An 18,191-nucleotide genomic window follows, 5' to 3' on the forward strand; every position below is an offset into this window, starting at 1 on the left:
TCTTAGAGGGCTAACTTAGCCTTGTAGGATCTTTTTTTAATGGGAAGGTGAAGTTTCCGTACTGTATGCATCATGAGAAGCAAGAGGGATGGTAATGGTCAGCTTGGTGCCTTTACCGCTTTCACTTTCAACCTCCATTGTGCCTTGATGATCCTGTACAATCTTATGGCAAATAGATAACCCGAGACCCGTACCCGAATCTTTGGTCGTATAGAAAGGTAAAAAGATTTTTTCCAGCTCGGACTGAGGTATGCCACTGCCTGTATCTGATATTTCAATGACTGCTGACTGATTATGATTGGACAGATGAACACGTACAAAGCCCTGCTCTTCCATCGCTTCAAAGGCATTTTTGATTAAATTCAACAGAAGCTGCAGCATCTTGTCCTGATCCATCATGAGGTACAAGGGTTGCCCGGCATGCTCGAACTGAATTTCATGCCCCAGTCGTGCTGCTTCCGAATCCAATAGAGAGAGGACTCTTTGTATACAATCATCTATGGCATGTACTTTAAATTGGGTCGCATGTGGTTTGGAGAACTGGAGAAATTCCGCAGTCAGCATGCTCATGCGTGTAATTTCATCCATAATCAGATCGTACCATGGACGAACATTGAAATTATCTGCTCTGGAAAGCTGAAGAAAGCCTTTAATGGTTGTCAGTGGATTACGAATCTCATGAGCCATGCCGGAGGCCAATTCCCCTACCACTCTGAGCTTCTCTGAGCGAAGCATATGCTCCTCACGTTTCAGCCAGGATTCCCTCTTCATCATATACAGATTGCGTTCCGCAATAAAGATCAAATCATCCTTATACTCGCCATCGTTAGGATAAAAAGCCATTCCAAAGTTCATTTCTATGCCAGTTAGCTTCGGAAAGTCAACGGTAAGCTGTTGCTCGATATTATGGGTCAGCTGCCCTATATGATTCGATTCCAACACGATAGCAAATTCGTCGCCACCATAGCGGGAAATAAGCAATGCTTCCGGAAACATAATGCGCAGTAATTGAGCAGCCTGTTTCAAAATTCGGTTTACACCATGAAAGCCATTGGCCGTATTCAGTGATTTCAAATCCTTGCAGTCGATCAATACTAGCGCAATAGGTGCCCCTTGCTGAACCAGCTTGCCTAGCTGACGATGACATTCCTCATAGTTATATAGGCCAGTGAGCGCGTCGTGGGTAGTCAGATGCTTCTTTTCACTATCCAGTTGCTGGGTCTGGTTTCGAAGAACATATATGTATTGATAAAACAGAAAAGCAAAGGTAAGGCAGCTAATCGAACTGAATAAAAATGCAGAGACATTATAAAGGGTAAGCTTCATATAAGAGTAAGATATCAGAGCAAAGGTTAAGGTGTACAGAAGGCTGACAAGTACCGCTGAGCCAGGTGTTCGAATTTTATGAAAATGTTTGCCGATTTGCGCAAAGTAAAGAGGCAAGCACCAGGCCATTTGACTGACGGAGTGAAAAGCAATCAGCAGTACGATTTGAAGAAAAACTGAAATCACAAGCCGTTTCTCTGTGAAATGAGCGATGATGTATAAAATTGCTATCAGGACAAGTAGAGCCGGATGTAAGGATCTTTCGAAATAAATGGAAGAACCACAGATCACGACGGTATAGCCGAATAGTATCCAATTATAGCCCATGCCTTTTTACTCCTTCTTAATGTGGATATGATTGAATGGATAAGAACCCGACAAGCCATAAACTGAAAGGATTCTTTGATACAAACGCTTTCATGCACATATAACAAAAAGTCAGGTCGAATTGTGGTGAATGCTGTCTACTGAGCTAATACCATATTTTAAGGGAAAAACCTGACCTCAGAGGCCAGGTTTTTAGGGGAAAGAGTAGGTTGAATGCTGCTTCATAATTGTCATTTTTCCTGTTTTCCCTATAAATTCTTCAATATAATCATCATAATGCATAAGCATAACCGAGCCTTGAATCGTATCTGGTAAAGTCAGCAGCTCATTGAGGCTGGCATGCACAATACCTGGACTGGACAACTGACAATCATGCAAAATGTACTGACAGCGCTGTTCCTCGTGGAGTCCAACCAGAAGCGGATAATTGAATTTCGTATCAGAGCTGTAAAAGACCTTTTCATTAATCAATAAGGAATAGCTGGGCTTGTCGCGAATATGTTCGGATCGGATCAACTCCAGGGTAAAGCCCGAATGAATAACAGTAGAAACAGCTTCCTCCATAATGATAAGCTCAAAATAGTCCTCGAGTCCAAAAAAACCTTCGGACTTGTTCTCCAAACCGCCGCGTAATGACTGATTCCATAAAGAATCGACCAAATCAGCTGGAACGAATAGCTTCATTCTGTACTTGTATGTATATTTTAAACGAAAAGCAAACTCCTCCATACCACCTACGTGGTCAGCATGGATATGGGTGATTAGTAAACCATTAATATGATTAATCTCGATACCAAGCTCATGTAAGGCTCTCGGTGCTGTATAGCCGCAATCCACTAGTAAGGTGAAGCCGTTGCACGTCACTAACGCATTATTGTTATAAAACTTTTTTGAAAAGGCACTTCCCGTGCCAATCATCTGGATTTGCAGGCTCACGAACGATCCTCCACTCATGGGTGCATAACGCTTACATATCTTTCTTAATCTATCACGGTTTGGAGTTAGATTTCAAGAGAATTTTTACACACTTTAACAATATTTTACCCTTAATTTTCTTATTTTTTATAAATTAGGACGAACATGATTTGGTATTGCATAGCGTTTTCATAGTATGGTTACACTGAAAGCAAACTTATAGCAGGTTAGGAGTTTCGATTTAACTTCCAAAATCATGGCATATTTTGTATTTAATTCGTTGCTTGCGTCGAGTTTTGTACCATATATAGATCGTATTCCAAAATCTTTTTTTGATTTTTTTAACAAAGCAGCGCAACTCTTGATAGCTTTCCGAGTATAACCTTATATAAAACAAGTACAAGTCACGATGGAGGTTACACAATGAAAGTGCCACGAATGCTAACGCTGGTACTATCGCTCTCCTTGCTTGGAAATGCAGGTGTTTTTGCAAATTCGATCTGGGGCGATTACGAGGGATTTAGTAAAGTGAAGATGGTCGTTAATAATGTGGAAAAACAATTTAAAGACGGTGAGGCGCCTGCCTTTTTGATTAAAGGTAATGCGGTGTTTCCGGTGCGTGAGCTTTCGGAATCTCTTCAGTCGCTCGTACGGTGGGATAATGCCAAAAATACCGTATCGATCTACAAGCCGAATGTTCATATGTTTGTTGCTGAAAAGGTAAATGAAGATTATTCGATCAAATCTCCTTTTGGTAAAGTACCCAAAGGCAAAAAAATTGATTTTGCAGTATTCGCGCAGGTTGACAGCTTGAAAACACCATTCTATTCCTTCAAAATATCGATAGATTCTCCAAGCGGGGATCAAGCGGCACCAGCTCATGAAAAGGTCGTTAACGGGTCGAAGGAAAACTTTTGGTATCCATGGTCGTTTAGTGTTCCTTTTAACGAAGCGGGTGAATATGTCATTAAATTCTCCATTAAACTGGATGAAAGTAGCGACTATACCGTGATTTCCCAGAAAGTGATTGTATCTGAATAAATGATTGTGTAGGATGCTATGATGGTAATTGACCTGTATGCATGAACATGTTACTATACGTGGGATAACTAATTTCTAATGAAATGAGGTTTACCCATGAGCGAACATATACATGATGAGAATTGCAATCACGATCATGACGAAGAAGATATTTTTGTAGTTACGGATAAAGATGGCGTAGAGCACGAAATGGTGATGGTATACACATTTGAGGCAGAAAATCAGCCTTATGCTGTGTTACTGGACCGTAATGATCCGGAAGCGGACGGTGTTATTTTCAGAATTGAAGAAGAAGAAGAAGATGCTTACCTAGAAAGCATTGAGGATGAAGAAGAATGGGAACGTGTAGTTAAAATCTACAATCAGATCATTGAGGAACAAGCAGCTGAATAGTTGATAACGAGAGCCCTTCTTGCGACGACAAGAGGGGTTTTTCGCGCGGCCAGGGGGTATAGTGGCTGTAAAAGGCAAATAGACCTTTCCGCTTTAAAAGGGAAGGGTCTGCAGCACCGCTGTTATTTACGAGGATTGAAATACATAATACGTCCATTGAACAAGTGAAGCTCGGCTTTCCACAGTCTGCCCAAATACTTGCAGAATTCGTTGCCCTTGGCCTTGTCGCCGTGGGTTGATCCATCAGGTAATACGATCTGTACAAAATGCCTGCTAGTGTCACCATCCTGAGTGGAACCAGTCCCCATCACTATGTAATGATATAAAGGATCTTTACCTTTCAGGTAAAACCACTGATCTGCAGCCTCTGGCTTTGTTTCTATGGTGTAAGGGAAACCGGCATCGCCATATTCCCAGCCTAATTGCTGGCCAGTGAGGTTAAGTTGTTCCTTGTAATGCATAAGTTGTTCTTTTAATTGTTCTAAGGAAAGGGAAGGAATGGTAGAGCCTTCTACGAATTTAATATACGCGCTTTGAGCCATGATCGATACACCTGCCTATAATTGGACTGAGAAGGGTTACATCTGATCGGATACCATGAACATCATAGCATTTTAGAAAGCGTTTTGACAATATGGATAGACAGAGGAGCGTACACAATGAATAAGCAACGATTTGATGGTTACTTGCTGGTCACAGATATGGACGGCACATTATTAAACAGAGGTAAAATCATCAGTCCTGAAAATCAACAAGCCATAGAAATGTTTGTGGAGCAAGGCGGCTTGTTCACTTTGGCGACTGGACGCATAACGTCATCGGTACAACGGTTTGCCGATCAACTGCCGCTTAATGCGCCAGCGGTCTTATATAACGGTGCTGTAATCCATGATTTTGCTAAAGGGGTCGATATTTGGCAACGTACGTTGGTACCTTCAGCTGGGGCGGTTCTGAGTCGGGTCATGGAACGGTTTCCCGAGGTGGGTGTGGAAATATATTGCGGCAGCGAGCCATATTTCATTCGTGAAAATGAGACAACCGATTACCATCGTCGTATGGAAAAATTCACGAGACCCGTACTTGAAAGCTTCGAGTCATTGAAGGATCCATGGTTTAAGGTACTGTTGGCCTGGACACCTGAGCGATTGGACGAGGTTGAACGTTTCACCGCAGAAACCGAGGATAAAGATGTCATTTGGGTACGTTCTGATGAAAAATATTTGGAACTGCTGCCGTCGGGTGCAACGAAAGGACATGCTTTGGAGCACTTGGTACAGCTAATGGGCATTGAGATGTCCAAATGTATTGCAATGGGCGATAATTTGAATGACCTTGAAATGATCCGAAGGGCTGGTGTCGGGGTTGCTGTAGCTAATGCTCATGAAATACTGCTGAGCGCTTCTGATCGATCCTGCTGCCATCATGAAGAACATGCAGTGGCTGATGTAATAGCTTGGCTAGATCGGGAAGTTGTTAGCAAATAAGAGGATACTTGATACTGACTACGGGGAAAAGCACAAAGAACAAGTCGGTTTCGACTTGCTCTTACAGCATGGAAAATAGCGGACTTTACTCACGAGACTTCTACTAGATGGAGAAAATTAGAAGATTGCGTTCGTTTCGACGATAACTTTTACATTCTGAATACTGCGATCCTCAGGTCCTTTAACAGGGAGACCGACTTCAACATGCTCGACAATATAATCGATCAAATCCTGTGAAATGACCTCACCGGGCAGTAGAATCGGAATTCCTGGAGGATACACATAAATAAATTCGGCAATGATTCGGTCAGCCGATTCCTTGAAAGGGACCACTTCGGTATCGCCATAAAAGGCATCGCGAGGTGTCAATGTGAGCTGTGGAATACTCGGAACCTTAATAATTAAATCTGTGGCTGGACGGATGTTATAATTTTGGCTGGAAAGCTCACGCAGGGCATTGAGTAGCGTATCGATGTTCTCGTGAGTATCCCCTGGAGTAATCAGGCACAGGATGTTATACATATCGCTGAGCTCAACCTCAATATTGTAATGATCACGCAGCCAGTTTTCTGCATCGTATCCGGTGATGCCCAAGTGGCGGACATGAATATTGATCTTGGTTGGATCATAATTGAAGGTAGCTTCAGTACCAAGAATATCTTCACCAAAGCAGCTTAGACCGGGAATTTCATTGATGCCATGACGAGCAAATTGGGCCAGTTCAATCGCTTTGTCAGCCAATTCCTCTCCGTTTAATGCCAAATGGCGGCGCGCGGTATCCAGAGAAGCAAGCAGGATGTAGGAAGTGGACGTTGTGGTCAGCATACTAAGGATCGTTTTGACGCGGCTCGGATTGATGCGCCCTTCCTTAATATTTAATACGGAGCTTTGTGTCATGGAGCCGCCAAGCTTATGAACGCTGGTTGCCGCCATATCAGCGCCGGCTTCCATAGCAGATATGGGCAGCTTGCTGCTAAAATGGATCAGCACGCCATGAGCTTCATCAACCAGCACAGGTATATTATAGCTATGCACGAGGTCAACGATTTCCTTAAGATCGGCACAAACCCCATAATAAGTCGGATTGATAACCAGAACAGCTTTGGCATCCGGATGTCTTTCCAGAGCGCGTTTGACAGAGCGTGTCGTAATGCCATGATCAATCCCGAGGTTCTTATCACGGACCGGTGAAACAAAGACCGGCTTGGCTCCTGCAAAAATAATGGCCGACATGACAGATTTATGCACATTTCGGGGAACGATAATTTTATCACCCTGTGAGCAAACGGTCAAAATCATCGTCATGATCGCGCCGCTGGTTCCTTGAACAGAGAAGAATGTGTGATCCGCACCAAAAGCATCCGCGGCCAAATGCTGAGCTTCTTCGATCACACCTGTCGGTTGGTGCAGGTCATCCAGAGGAGCTATATTTATAAGGTCGATAGATAGGGCGTTATCACCGATAAATGCGCGATATTCCGGATCCATTCCAACTCCTTTCTTATGGCCTGGAATATGAAATTGAATTGGATTGCGTTCTGCGTGTTCTTTCAACGCAGAGAATAGAGGAGTACGCTTGTGGTCCACAGTCATCCCTACCTTTCACGGTGTTAGCATTAATACAAACTCTTTTAGATACTAAACTATAATCAGCCAAGGATGCAAGCCATTTGTGTTAATAGTTTGTTAACTTTTGCAAGAAAAATTCGTAATTTCTTTGAATGTTTTGTCCAATTTGTTAATCTTCAGGGGCGAAGGTTTCCCTGTATAAATAAGTTGTGATACGATAGGTCTACAATCTAATAAGCAAATGCTTTCGATGTCATTATTTGTCGAAAGTTTGTAGGAGGCATATAACACGATCATGAACAAACAGCTGGCCATTATCATGGTACTGCTGATGACGATATTTATCGGCTTCGGCATCATTATCCCTGTGTTACCTGATGCGATAGAGGGGTCGGGAGCTAGCAGCTTTCACTTGGGAATGCTGTTGTCCATTTACTCATTGGCTTCGTTTTTGATGGCGCCTATTTGGGGAAGCTTGTCTGACAGAATAGGTCGACGGCCATTAATTATTCTTGGAACCATCGGTTTTAGCGTCAGCTTTTTTATATTTGGTATTGCTGGTGATAATTTGACCCTGATGTATGTTTCCAGAATATTGGGTGGGTTATTCTCCGGGGCAGCTACGACTTGCGCTGTGGCCTATGTTGCGGATATTACAACAGAGGACAACAGGACAAAGGGTATGGGACTTGTCGGGATGTCAATCGGTCTCGGGTTTATATTCGGTCCTGCAGTTGGAGGCATTCTTAGCCAGTGGGGCTATCAAATTCCCTTCTATACAGCATCCGGACTTGCCTTCGTAACATTCTTGTTTGCCCTGGTGATGCTGCCAGAATCTTTAACTAAAGAGAAGCGTCACAAGCCACAGGGGGCCAAGGTTTCCCGGTGGACAGCATTCATAGGCACGGTTAAATATTTGTATGTGCTGTCGTTTTTTGTTTCTTTTACCTTGGCAGGCTTGGAAGCTACGTTACTGCTGTTTGAAAAGGATCAAATTGGTGCGACCTCCCTCCAACTGGGCATTATGTTTGCTGTGAGTGGTGTTGTAGGTGCCTTGATTCAAGGGGGCGTCGTACGCAGGTTCATTAAGCGAGGTGATGAAGCCAGAGTCATTGGCATTGGGTTGGTACTGTCCGCTATCGGCTTCGTACTGATTTTGTTTTCCTCAAGCTTGGTCACAGCGTCGATCTACTTATCCGTATTCGCAGCAGGCAATGCCCTGATACGCCCTTGTGTGACTTCCTTGATTTCTCAAAGAACAAAAGCTGGACAAGGTGTAGCTTCAGGACTCAGCTCATCCATGGATAGCCTTGGACGCATTACAGGACCACTGCTCGGCGCAGGGATTTACCAATACAGTCATCAGCTTCCCTTTTATATGGGTGCGGTTCTTTCGTTGGCGGCACTTTATCTGCTTTATCGTTTTATGGTGCTCGATCGCAGCCAAGCAGCAGGTGAACTGCGTCAGCTATAATAACGTCTGAACAATTACATATAACCGTAATTAACAAGAACCGCCGGGCTTGAGAACAAATAAGCCCCGGCGGTTCTTTGCCATACATAGCGATTAAGACTCAGGAGGGATTGAGCAGCCTGTATATGACGGCAACGGCCTCGCCGCGCTTCATTTCTTTAAGAGGGCGGAAGGTACCATCCTCATAACCATCAAACAGCTTTGCCTGCTGAACCGCAAGAATATTGTCCTTGGCCCAATAGCTGTCGGCTACATCTTTGAAGCCCTTGCCCGGTTCGCCTTTAAGCATTTCACTCCGTGACAGGATGGCTGCGATTTCAGCACGTGAAATTTGGTTGTCAGGACGAAAGGTATGGTCTGCATAGCCGTCAATTAATCCATATTCAACTGCTGTAATAATATAGGGTCTGTTTTCCTTGTCGGTGTTGATGTCTGTGAATTCGGATGTCGTACTGTTCGATAAAAACATTTGCTTCGCTTTTACCAAATAACGCACAAATTCGGCTCGGGTAATATTTTGCTCCGGTTTAAAAGAAAGAGTTCCGTTTTCCTTATTTACATAGCCATCGATGAACTGCTTGTCCAGCAGCTCTTTGATTTCTTTGTTGGCCCAGTGGCTGCTAATATCATTGAATTCGGTTGGGATTCCATTAAGAGAGAGGACGTATCGGGTTACATTCTTGTAATCCTCCTCGCTGAGCGATCCCGGCGAGTTTTGCGGCATGCTGTGGCTAATGAATTCGTAAGCCTGATCGTATGTGCCGTATTTCTTCTTTACCCGATCACTGACAAGCGGTGGGTAACGGTCAAGACCTTTGCCTTCAACGGCATGACAGGCTATACAATTCTGCTCATAAACGAGCAGTCCATTATTAGCTGGGACACTGGCTGCCGGAGGGAGTGAGGCCGCTTGCAGGGTGCTGGTTGAACGGAGTTCATCCTGTACCCACAGAACACCGGCAATGAGAGAGGTGCCGAGTATAAGCAGGGGGATACGAAAACGGTTGGGGTTGAATAATTTCAAAACGAGACACCTCCATAATCAGACCTTATTGTTCATTATAAACGAATCATGTGACGTAAGTGTGAAAAATAACAATTATTTAGGACAAATTCAGGACAGGATATAACAAAACAAGCCTCAATTCCCACTATATTACCGTGGGTATCGGGGCCTATTTGTAATGCTTGATAAAGCTTAGGTATGAGTAATCAAAGTAATCCGTTAATTAACTGCTGGCTGCTGTTTTATGGGAGTTTGGCCCCGCTTATGGTCAACCTTTTTCTCAACCCAGGGTGTAATCTGTTCTGTTATCTGATGGATCAGCTGTTCCTTGGATATTCCTTTGGATTCCGCGATTTCGGTTAAGGATTTGCCAGCTTTCGTTTCCGAATTAAGCTCATCCGCAGTTATTCCCAAAATAGCAGCCAATTTATCAGGAGCAGGCAGCGCGCTCTTATGCTGTTTTTTATCAGCTTTGCCAGCACTGTGCTTATTGAATTCGCCGTTATGATTGACCATAAATTTCAAATGATCAGCCATATTCGCTTTGAGCTTATCCGCATTCTCGGCTTTAATTTTGCCTGCTAGAACCGCTTCGTCGATCTTTTGGGCACGTTCTGTCTGCAGCTTAGCAATTAAATCCGCTTCAGAAATACCTTTATCCTTGGCAATCTCGACAAGGTTTTTGTCCTTCAGTGAAGCGCTAAGCGCTGCTTTATCTATACCCAGAATGGTAGAAGCCTCGTCAAGAATTGGCATTTTGCCTTTTACAAAATCACGCTGCGCGGTATGTTCCTTTGTTACTTTGCCAGAATTGGCTTTTTTATGTTCATTTTTATGCTCAGAGGAAGTGTATGGTTTAACAGCTTGGTCCAGTGTTTCGGCATAAGCTCGCTGTTTCGTTGTATAGAGAGCAGTTCCACCAAGCAGCAGAGCTAATGTTAAGCTCGTGACAATGACTTGTTTGGGTTGAAAACGGTTCATCATGTACGAAGCCACCTTTCCAGTGGAAAATCAAATGGGTTTGGTTCTATCTATCTCAAACTTACACAAGCAGTCTTAAGCTAACTTGAAGCTAAGCTTAATTTAAGATTAATTTCAGGACGACGCTTGACGGGCCATATGGTACAGGGGCATTAAGGTCTCGAAGGTTTGTTTGATGAATTCGGCCAGTGCTTGACCATCGGCAAGGATAGGATTGTCATAAGCGATGTTGTGTCCGATGAGCAGCTCTTCCTTCTTAATATCGCGAAATCTCTCGAACGCGGTTTGCAATTCCTGCTCTTTGAGACTCTTGAACGAAATGTTGTCTTTCTTCATATGATCAGCGGATAACACGTATTCCTTGGGAATGATGCGACGTATTTTCTTTAAATGGCTCAGATAGCTTTCGGCTATCGCCTTTTTGTTAGGGAGCTCGTAGATCAGTGCAAGCCAAATAAATACCCGGTCGTCAAACAGTCCAACCTGAAAATGCGGGTGCTGCTTGTAGCCGCGTTTATCATGACCGATTGCCATCCACGTATCAACAGGTGCGTTAACCTTGCGGCGGGCATGCTTCGCTATATGCAAATACATAGGATTTCCGGTAAGTAGGGATAGTTCGTCACGAAGAGGCTCTCCGAGTGCTTTAAATTTAGGCTGAATCCGGGTTTGAATCCCTTCCATCCGACCTTCGAGGCCAGGTATAGAGAATACATCAAAATCATTTTGTGTAAATCCGGTAAATGTCATAGGGGAACCTCCTTTAATTTGTTGGAGAAAACTGAATACATAAGTTTCCGTAAGTCAGCTTCGGTTTGATAGATAGCCTTACTATATCATAGGATCATAGGCCGAACCATATAAGCAGCGCAAGTCTTTGTGACAAACCTAAAAAAAACACAAGTGGGATAAAAGGGATTCCATTGTTCAATGTCTGCAATGCAAGTAGGATAAGGGTATATCAATCAAGCATGTACAGATTCATGACAAAAGGGGGCGGCCATATGGCTAGCAAGGTTCAATCAGCAGAGCAGGTCAGCTATCGCGCAACAACCCAAAGAAGCCTATTCAGCTTTATGTGGAAATATAAAGCGCTTTATCTGATTTCACTGCCAGGCATTATTTATTTCTTTATTTTCAAGTACATTCCGTTGTTCGGCTCGATCATCGCGTTTCAAGAGTACAATTTGTTCGGAGGGATCATGGGAAGTGAATGGGTAGGTCTGGAGCATTTTAAAAGAATGTTTGCCCATTATGATTTCCTGATTATTTTAAACAACACACTGTTGATTGGTCTTTATGATTTGGTACTTGGTTTTCCCGCTCCTATTATTCTGGCATTGCTCTTAAATGAATTACGTGTTGTCGTATACAAAAGATTTTTGCAAACACTCGTTTATATGCCACACTTCTTGTCATGGGTAATCGTCAGTGGAATCGCAATCGGGATTCTCTCACCATCTACAGGGATTCTTAATCAATTGATCAGCTATCTGGGATTCCAGCCTATCTATTTTCTAGGTGAAGATTCTTATATCCGCTCCGTATTGATCGGTTCAGGGATTTGGCGGGATTCGGGCTATGGCACGATTATCTATTTGGCGGCACTGGCAGGTATTAATCCTGATTTGTATGAAGCTGCTGAGGTGGATGGAGCGAGCCGCTGGCGTCAAACGATTTCGATTACACTTCCTTCGCTGCTGCCGACGATTATGATTTTATTCCTTCTGCATATCGGTAAATTTCTTGATTTTGGATTCGAGCGTGTGTATGTATTCCTCAATCCGCTTAATAGTCATAATGGTGAAATTCTCGATACGTATATTTATAAATCAGGCTTGCAGTCACAGCAGTACAGCTACACCACAGCTATTGGTTTGTTCAAATCGATTGTTGGTCTCGTCTTAATCGTGATCGGAAATGTATTCAGTAAAAAAACAACGGGCGAAAGCTTGTACTAAACCAGGGAAAGGAGGAAGCGGTATGAGAAAAGTAAGTACAGGTCAGCAAGTATTTAATGGATTCAACATCGTCTTTTTGACTATTCTCGGGTTGCTGATGTTTCTACCTTTTTTGAACGTTCTGGCGGAATCACTCAGTTCATCAGAGGCTATAATAAACGGTAAAGTCGTGTTTTGGCCCGTCGAATTTACTATGATTAATTATCAATATGTATTCAGTGATGCTTCATTATGGAGATCGTTCGGGATTACCGTGTACATTACAGTTGTGGGTACGATTATCAACCTGTTGGCGACAGCCTCGCTCGCTTATCCGGTTTCCAGACAGGAGTATATGGGTCGTAAATATATCGTATTTTTCGTCTTGATCACGATGGTATTCAGCGCTCCATTGATCCCTAACTTTATATTAATGAAGGGTTTGAATCTGACTAATTCTTTGTGGGCCTTGATTTTACCAGGAGCCATAAGCGCCTTTAACTTCTTCGTAATGCGGGCTTTCTTTATGCAAATTCCTCCGGAAATTATTGACTCCGGCCGTATTGATGGCTGCAGCGAAACACGGATGATCTGGAGTATCGTACTGCCGTTGTCCAAGCCGGTTATGGCATCACTGGGGATATTTTACGCGGTAGGTCATTGGAATACGTACATGAATGCCCTATACTATTTGAACAATCCGAACTTATGGCCGCTTCAGGTGAAATTGCGTCAGCTGATTATGTCGGATGATATCAATATCGATCCTTCGGCTACCCAGTTCAGCTCACTTGCCCATATGAATCCGGAAGGCATCAAGATGGCGACGATTATTATTGCTACCATTCCAATTGTGCTGATTTATCCGTTCCTGCAAAAGCATTTTGTTAAGGGTATGATGATCGGTTCGGTGAAATCCTAATAATCGTATCACCCCATTCATTTCATATATTCTAAAAAAAAGCCTACTGTACCCAATGAAAGTCCATTGTGGCAATGGTTAGGTAAATCTACAATGAAGCTATCATGAAAGCGCTACACAACATCATCATTAAATATGATCAGTTATCAGAAAAGAGGGGTAATACATGAAAAAATGGATGAAGGTTAGTTTGGCCTCCGTAATGGCAGTCACGACTTTGACTGCATGTTCTTCGAAACCACCTGAAGCAAATAATGCCGCTGGAGGCAGCAAGCCTGCAGAAAAAGCCAAGTTCTCTATCTCGATGCGAACACTTGCATTTAACCACGTAGAAAAATCACCGAACATTAACGAAGACAAATGGGTAAAAAGACTGGAGGATTTGACCAATACCGATCTGAATATCGTTTTGGTGCCTCATAAGGAATATGAACAAAAGATGGTGCAAATGTTTGCCACCAATGATATCCCTGACGTTGTGGGCGGCTCCGGTGGGGTATCCGGTAAAGAAATGGCGGGCTCCGTGCAAGCTGGTGTGTTCATGCCACTTGACGATTTGCTGCAAAAATACGGACAAAATCTGTTGAAGAAAATTCCTAAGGATGCATGGCAAAAAGAAACCTACAAAGGTAAAATTTATGCAATTCCTGAGTTCCTATCCAATCCTTCCCGGCGAGCTGTAGCGATACGTAAGGATCTGCTGGATAAAGCGGGGCTGCCAATTCCGAAGACGGTAGATGAATATTTGACAGTCATGCGCAAGTTTAAAGAAATGGGCGTAGAGAACCCTTACCAAGGCCGCGAAAATTTCAAATATGCGGATTCATTCTTCGGTGCTTTTGATGCATACCCTTACATGTCGATGTTTATGAAGCAGGGAGATCAGATTGTACCTAAATTTTTCAATGTGGAGAATATGACGAAAGCGCTGCAAACGTATAAAACGATGTTCGATGAGGGCTTGATCAACAAAGAATTCGCAACAATCAACCCTACAGTGTACAAAAACTCGATTCTTGCAGGTAAATCCGGCATTTGGTCGATGAATGCGAATGAAGTACTGCAATGGGAACAACAGCTCAAAGCGAACGTGCCAACTGCCAAGGTGGAGCTGATTGCGGCACCTACAGGACCTGACGGCAAAGGTGGAGCGTACCTGTATAACTCCGTTACCCGGGCTTGGTTTATTAACAAAAATGTAAAAAATCCGGAAGCAATCATCAAGTTCTTCGATTGGATGCTGTCTGACGAAGCAGAGAAATTCTTCACCTTCGGAGTAGAGGGCGAGACGTTCAAGACAGTTGATGGCAAAATTGAATACAAAGCTCCTACTGAGCCTCAGGCTGTAGACGAAGAGCGTTACCGTCAGGCATTCCTTTGGATGGTTCAAGACACTACCTACAACAAAGGTACACTCAGCTTGACAGAAGATGGTAAGAAACTGATGAGTACGTACGATAACATGCTTGCCAAAGAAGGCCGTGATGGTGTTCAATTCGAACCGCGCCTTGACGCATTGATCAAAAATCCGGACATTTCACCGGAATCCGACTATGCCGCACCGCTCATTTTGCAGCACATGGTCAAAATGGTTTATGGTAAAGAGCCGATTTCCGACTGGCCTAAGGTTATTGAAGAGTATAAGTCCAAAGGCGGAAATGACGTCATCAAAGAAGCGACTGAGAAATTTAATAAACAAGATCCAAGTGTGACGATCAGCATGCCGCGTCGATAATTGTTTTACATTGAGCTCCTCATGTCTGATGACATGGGGAGTGCGTTTTATTCAGGTCATGGCTTAGAAGGCTTGTGTATGAAAGGATTTCACATCTGGCATCGTGTATACTACAAGCATAGATGTTTAATTCAGCAAAGGAGGCGACCTCATGTACAGCATAATGATTGCGGATGACGAGCCGATGATCCGTAAAGGATTGCAAAAGCTGATTCAACAATCAGGTCAGCCTGTATCAAGCTTACGATTAGCGGAAAATGGCGAGGATGCGCTGCAGCAGATTCGTGAGGAGCGTCCTGATTTCCTGTTTACGGATATTCGGATGCCAAAGCTGGACGGGCTTGAGCTATGCAGACACGTGTCAGAATTGGACCCCAGCATTCACATTGTGGTTGTGTCCGGGTACAGTGATTTTGAATATGCTCAAAAGTGCTTGTCCTATGGTGTAAAGGAATATGTATTAAAGCCGATTAGCAAGAAAACAGTCGAAGCCGCTTTGATCAAGCTGACACATCTGCATACGCTGCAGCAATCGCAAACCTTCGTCTCCGTGCAAAGGCTTGAGGAATGGGTTGGTGCTATGGAGGATGCGATATGGTCTCTGGATCATAAAGGATTATGCAGTACGCTGAATAAGGTTCAATTGGAGCTTCAAGTTCAGCGGCTGCGCCTGAATCAATGGATTGATGTGCTGGGCGAATTTTCGGCACTGTTGTATAAGCGGTTGCTTGGCAGAGATGTATTTTCCTTCATAGAAAAGCTGGATTTGACTGGCGTCAAGAATGAAGATGAGGTATGGTCTCGGTTTGCAGCAAGTCTTGAGCAGTTATTTGCAGAATTGAAAGTAAAGCGTAGAGGCAAGCTGAAGGACCCTGTTGAAGAAGCCAAGCAATATATTGAGACGCATTTAGCTGAAGAGGTATCGCTGGAGGAGGTTGCGGGTCGTATCGGGCTTAATGCTTCCTACTTCAGTCAGCTCTTTAAGCAATCGACTCAGGAAACCTTTGTGCAATACCGTACGCGCAGGCGGATGGAGAAGGCTAAGAAGCTGTTAGCCCAGCCGCATTACCGGATCACGGACATTTCCGGAGAAGTGGGCTATGCCGACCATCCGCATTTCACCAAAACCTTTAAAAAGCATACAGGCTTATTGCCATCTGAATTCAGGAACAAGCTGGGAATCGAATGATGAAAATGCGCACGCTTTCCGGACAAGTTTATTTTTATTTTGCGATTGTCATTGTCATATCGCTGGCTTCTGTCGGGTTTGTGTCGTATTTTCAGGCTTCCCGAGCTTTGGATACGCAGGTTGAGCAGTATATGGAGCAAATGATTGAGAATGTTGCTTATCAAACGGATATTTATTTGCAAACGTACGAGCTCTTGAGCAACACCTTTTCATCCAATACGGATGTAAGAAATTTTTTCGAGATCGGACCGAATGATTCCTACGAATATTATTATTATTCGAACGAAATTAAAAATTTTGCCTCCCGGTCCGTGCAGTCGATTCAAACAATTTACAAACAACTGAATGTCATTTATATCGTTGGACGGCAGGGCAGATCCGTTGTGTACGATAATCAGAATTTTCTGTTCAGTGAAGCTGGACTTAGCCCTGAAAGATATGATTGGCTGATGAAAGCTATACCTGAGGATGGCTCAATCGTTCTTTTGAACACGAGCTTTCGCCCGAGTGACCAAGGTACGGTAGTTACGATGGCACGTCAAGTGCGTGGGGCTGCTTACACGGATTTTAAAGGAATTGTGGCGATTGAGTTCAAGCTGCAGGAGCTGGCCAAGATTTGGGATCGGGTCAACATCGGGAAGGAAGGGTATTTTTTTATTGTGGATGAGACGGGAAAGTCAATTTATCATCCGCCCTTCGCACAGCCTGATGAGCAGGTATTCAAGGATATTGCCGCTCATTTGACAGATAGCAATAACAAGGTGTTTCAAGCGGAATACTTGGGCAAAAACCGGATGTTTGTGGCGCGTAAATCCGATTATTCGAACTGGCGGCTTCTTGCCTCTGTACCGGTTAGTGAACTGCGCAAACCGATTTCGACAATACGAACAACAACAATCGTAGTTGGTTTGCTGACCCTGATTGTGGCATTGTGGCTAGCTTGGCGGTTTGGGCGATCGCTGCTGGCACCGATTCGAGAGCTTAAGGACAGCATGCGTGAAACGGAAAAAGGAAATTTTCAGCACATTGACGAGATCGAGCGGACAGATGAAATTGGAGGCCTCGTTCATAGCTACAATCTGATGGTTACTCGCTTGTCCGAAATGATCAACAAAGTGTATGCAGCTGAGCTGCAGCAGCAGAAGGATGCTCTGCAGATACAGGAGACGGAAATTGAGCGGCATCGAGCCGAATTTCAAACTCTGCAGCTGCAGATCAACCCGCATTTTTTATACAACACATTAGAAACGATTAATTGCTATGCCATTGTTCAGGATTCGCATGAGATTACCGAAATGGTCGAAGCTATGGCGTTTATGCTGAGGTATTCGATCCAGACGAATCTGGAAGAGATCACGGTAGCTAACGAATTGAATCATGTGCGCAATTACTTGATCATTCTGCAGCACCGGATTGATCGTGAGTTTGAAATTGATGTGATCATCCCACCTTCGCTGCTGTTGGAAAAAATGGTTCGCTTAACCCTTCAGCCGGTTATCGAAAACTGCTTCCAGCATGCTTTTCCAAATGGGATTGAGGCTCATCACCGAATATCGATTGATGCCCGAAAGCAGCAGGGGCTATTTCAAGTTATTGTTGAGGATAATGGGATTGGCATCCCGCCCGAAAGACTTCGGGAGCTGCAAGAGCAATTAAAGCTGAACCGATTAGCGGAGCAGCAGACGGAATCAGGTTATTATCGCCGCGGCGGCATCGGGCTAATGAATGTGCATCGACGGATTCAAATGGTATTTGGTGAGCAGTATGGAATGCAGATTGAAAGTGAACGGGAACAAGGAAGCCGAATTATTTTATCCATGCCTGATATACCTAAACCTATCAAAATATAATACGGGATGAACCGTTACTAATCTTAGGAGGAAACACAT

The 18,191-nt window shown here is 43.7% G+C and carries 16 protein-coding genes; 9 read left to right on the top strand and 7 right to left on the bottom strand.

The annotated features are described in order from the left end of the window. Positions 1–36 precede the first annotated feature (36 nt). Both OB236_RS23820 and OB236_RS23825 read right to left on the bottom strand, forming a co-directional pair. The gene (locus OB236_RS23820; RefSeq protein WP_262686226.1) at positions 37–1,653 is read right to left on the bottom strand and encodes an ATP-binding protein; all 1,617 of its coding nucleotides are present in this window, start codon (positions 1,651–1,653) and stop codon (positions 37–39) included. Positions 1,654–1,845: 192 nt separating this feature from the next. Beyond that, a complete protein-coding gene (locus tag OB236_RS23825; protein WP_262686227.1) occupies positions 1,846–2,589 on the bottom strand; it encodes an MBL fold metallo-hydrolase in 744 nt (247 codons plus the stop codon). Positions 2,590–2,991: 402 nt separating this feature from the next. On the opposite strand from OB236_RS23825, the gene OB236_RS23830 reads away from it, so the two are divergent. After that, the gene (locus OB236_RS23830; protein WP_076235951.1) at positions 2,992–3,609 is read left to right on the top strand and encodes a stalk domain-containing protein; all 618 of its coding nucleotides are present in this window, start codon (positions 2,992–2,994) and stop codon (positions 3,607–3,609) included. A gap of 96 nt (positions 3,610–3,705) precedes the next feature. Further along, positions 3,706–4,002: a DUF1292 domain-containing protein gene (locus OB236_RS23835; RefSeq protein ID WP_076235952.1), complete on the top strand. Its 297-nt coding sequence runs from the start codon at positions 3,706–3,708 to the stop codon at positions 4,000–4,002. Positions 4,003–4,124: 122 nt separating this feature from the next. On the opposite strand, the gene OB236_RS23840 is transcribed toward OB236_RS23835, so the two are convergent. After that, positions 4,125–4,544, bottom strand: a complete 420-nt coding sequence (locus OB236_RS23840; RefSeq protein ID WP_076235953.1) for a DUF1885 family protein — start codon at positions 4,542–4,544, stop codon at positions 4,125–4,127. A 117-nt stretch (positions 4,545–4,661) separates the two neighbouring features. On the opposite strand from OB236_RS23840, the gene OB236_RS23845 reads away from it, so the two are divergent. Continuing rightward, entirely contained in the window at positions 4,662–5,486 is an 825-nt protein-coding gene (locus tag OB236_RS23845) for a Cof-type HAD-IIB family hydrolase (protein ID WP_262686228.1), read from the top strand. A 117-nt stretch (positions 5,487–5,603) separates the two neighbouring features. Here the strand turns inward: OB236_RS23845 and OB236_RS23850 are convergent, their stop codons facing one another. After that, positions 5,604–7,073: an aminotransferase class I/II-fold pyridoxal phosphate-dependent enzyme gene (locus OB236_RS23850; RefSeq protein ID WP_456299784.1), complete on the bottom strand. Its 1,470-nt coding sequence runs from the start codon at positions 7,071–7,073 to the stop codon at positions 5,604–5,606. A 277-nt stretch (positions 7,074–7,350) separates the two neighbouring features. Here OB236_RS23850 and OB236_RS23855 point away from each other — a divergent pair, with 277 nt between their 5' ends. Continuing rightward, positions 7,351–8,529, top strand: coding sequence for an MFS transporter (locus OB236_RS23855; protein WP_262686230.1), 1,179 nt, complete (start codon positions 7,351–7,353; stop codon positions 8,527–8,529). A 100-nt stretch (positions 8,530–8,629) separates the two neighbouring features. Here OB236_RS23855 and OB236_RS23860 read toward each other — a convergent pair whose 3' ends face one another. The 3 genes from OB236_RS23860 to OB236_RS23870 form a co-directional block, all read right to left on the bottom strand. Further along, on the bottom strand, positions 8,630–9,553 hold the full coding sequence (locus tag OB236_RS23860; protein WP_262686231.1) for an S-layer homology domain-containing protein: 924 nt from the start codon (positions 9,551–9,553) through the stop codon (positions 8,630–8,632). A gap of 201 nt (positions 9,554–9,754) precedes the next feature. Beyond that, complete coding sequence (locus OB236_RS23865; protein ID WP_262686232.1) at positions 9,755–10,519, bottom strand: hypothetical protein; 765 nt, start codon at positions 10,517–10,519, stop codon at positions 9,755–9,757. Between the two features lie 111 nt (positions 10,520–10,630). Then, positions 10,631–11,266, bottom strand: coding sequence for a DUF1054 domain-containing protein (locus OB236_RS23870; protein ID WP_262686233.1), 636 nt, complete (start codon positions 11,264–11,266; stop codon positions 10,631–10,633). 254 nt (positions 11,267–11,520) lie between these two features. On the opposite strand from OB236_RS23870, the gene OB236_RS23875 reads away from it, so the two are divergent. The 5 genes from OB236_RS23875 to OB236_RS23895 all read left to right on the top strand — a co-directional run bounded on the left by OB236_RS23875 (position 11,521) and on the right by OB236_RS23895 (position 18,152). Further along, positions 11,521–12,477 carry an ABC transporter permease gene (locus OB236_RS23875; protein WP_076235959.1) on the top strand — a complete coding sequence of 319 codons (957 nt, stop codon included), beginning with the start codon at positions 11,521–11,523 and terminating at the stop codon, positions 12,475–12,477. 22 nt (positions 12,478–12,499) lie between these two features. Continuing rightward, positions 12,500–13,378 carry a carbohydrate ABC transporter permease gene (locus tag OB236_RS23880; RefSeq protein ID WP_076235960.1) on the top strand — a complete coding sequence of 293 codons (879 nt, stop codon included), beginning with the start codon at positions 12,500–12,502 and terminating at the stop codon, positions 13,376–13,378. A gap of 166 nt (positions 13,379–13,544) precedes the next feature. Next, positions 13,545–15,113 (top strand): extracellular solute-binding protein, encoded by a 1,569-nt coding sequence (locus OB236_RS23885; protein WP_262686234.1) that lies wholly within the window; start codon positions 13,545–13,547, stop codon positions 15,111–15,113. A gap of 151 nt (positions 15,114–15,264) precedes the next feature. Beyond that, positions 15,265–16,302, top strand: coding sequence for a response regulator transcription factor (locus OB236_RS23890; RefSeq protein ID WP_076235962.1), 1,038 nt, complete (start codon positions 15,265–15,267; stop codon positions 16,300–16,302). After that, the gene (locus tag OB236_RS23895) at positions 16,299–18,152 is read left to right on the top strand and encodes a cache domain-containing sensor histidine kinase (RefSeq protein ID WP_317259373.1); all 1,854 of its coding nucleotides are present in this window, start codon (positions 16,299–16,301) and stop codon (positions 18,150–18,152) included. Before OB236_RS23890 ends, OB236_RS23895 begins: the two co-directional genes overlap by 4 nt. Positions 18,153–18,191 lie beyond the last annotated feature (39 nt).

This window comes from Paenibacillus baimaensis (assembly GCF_025567575.1).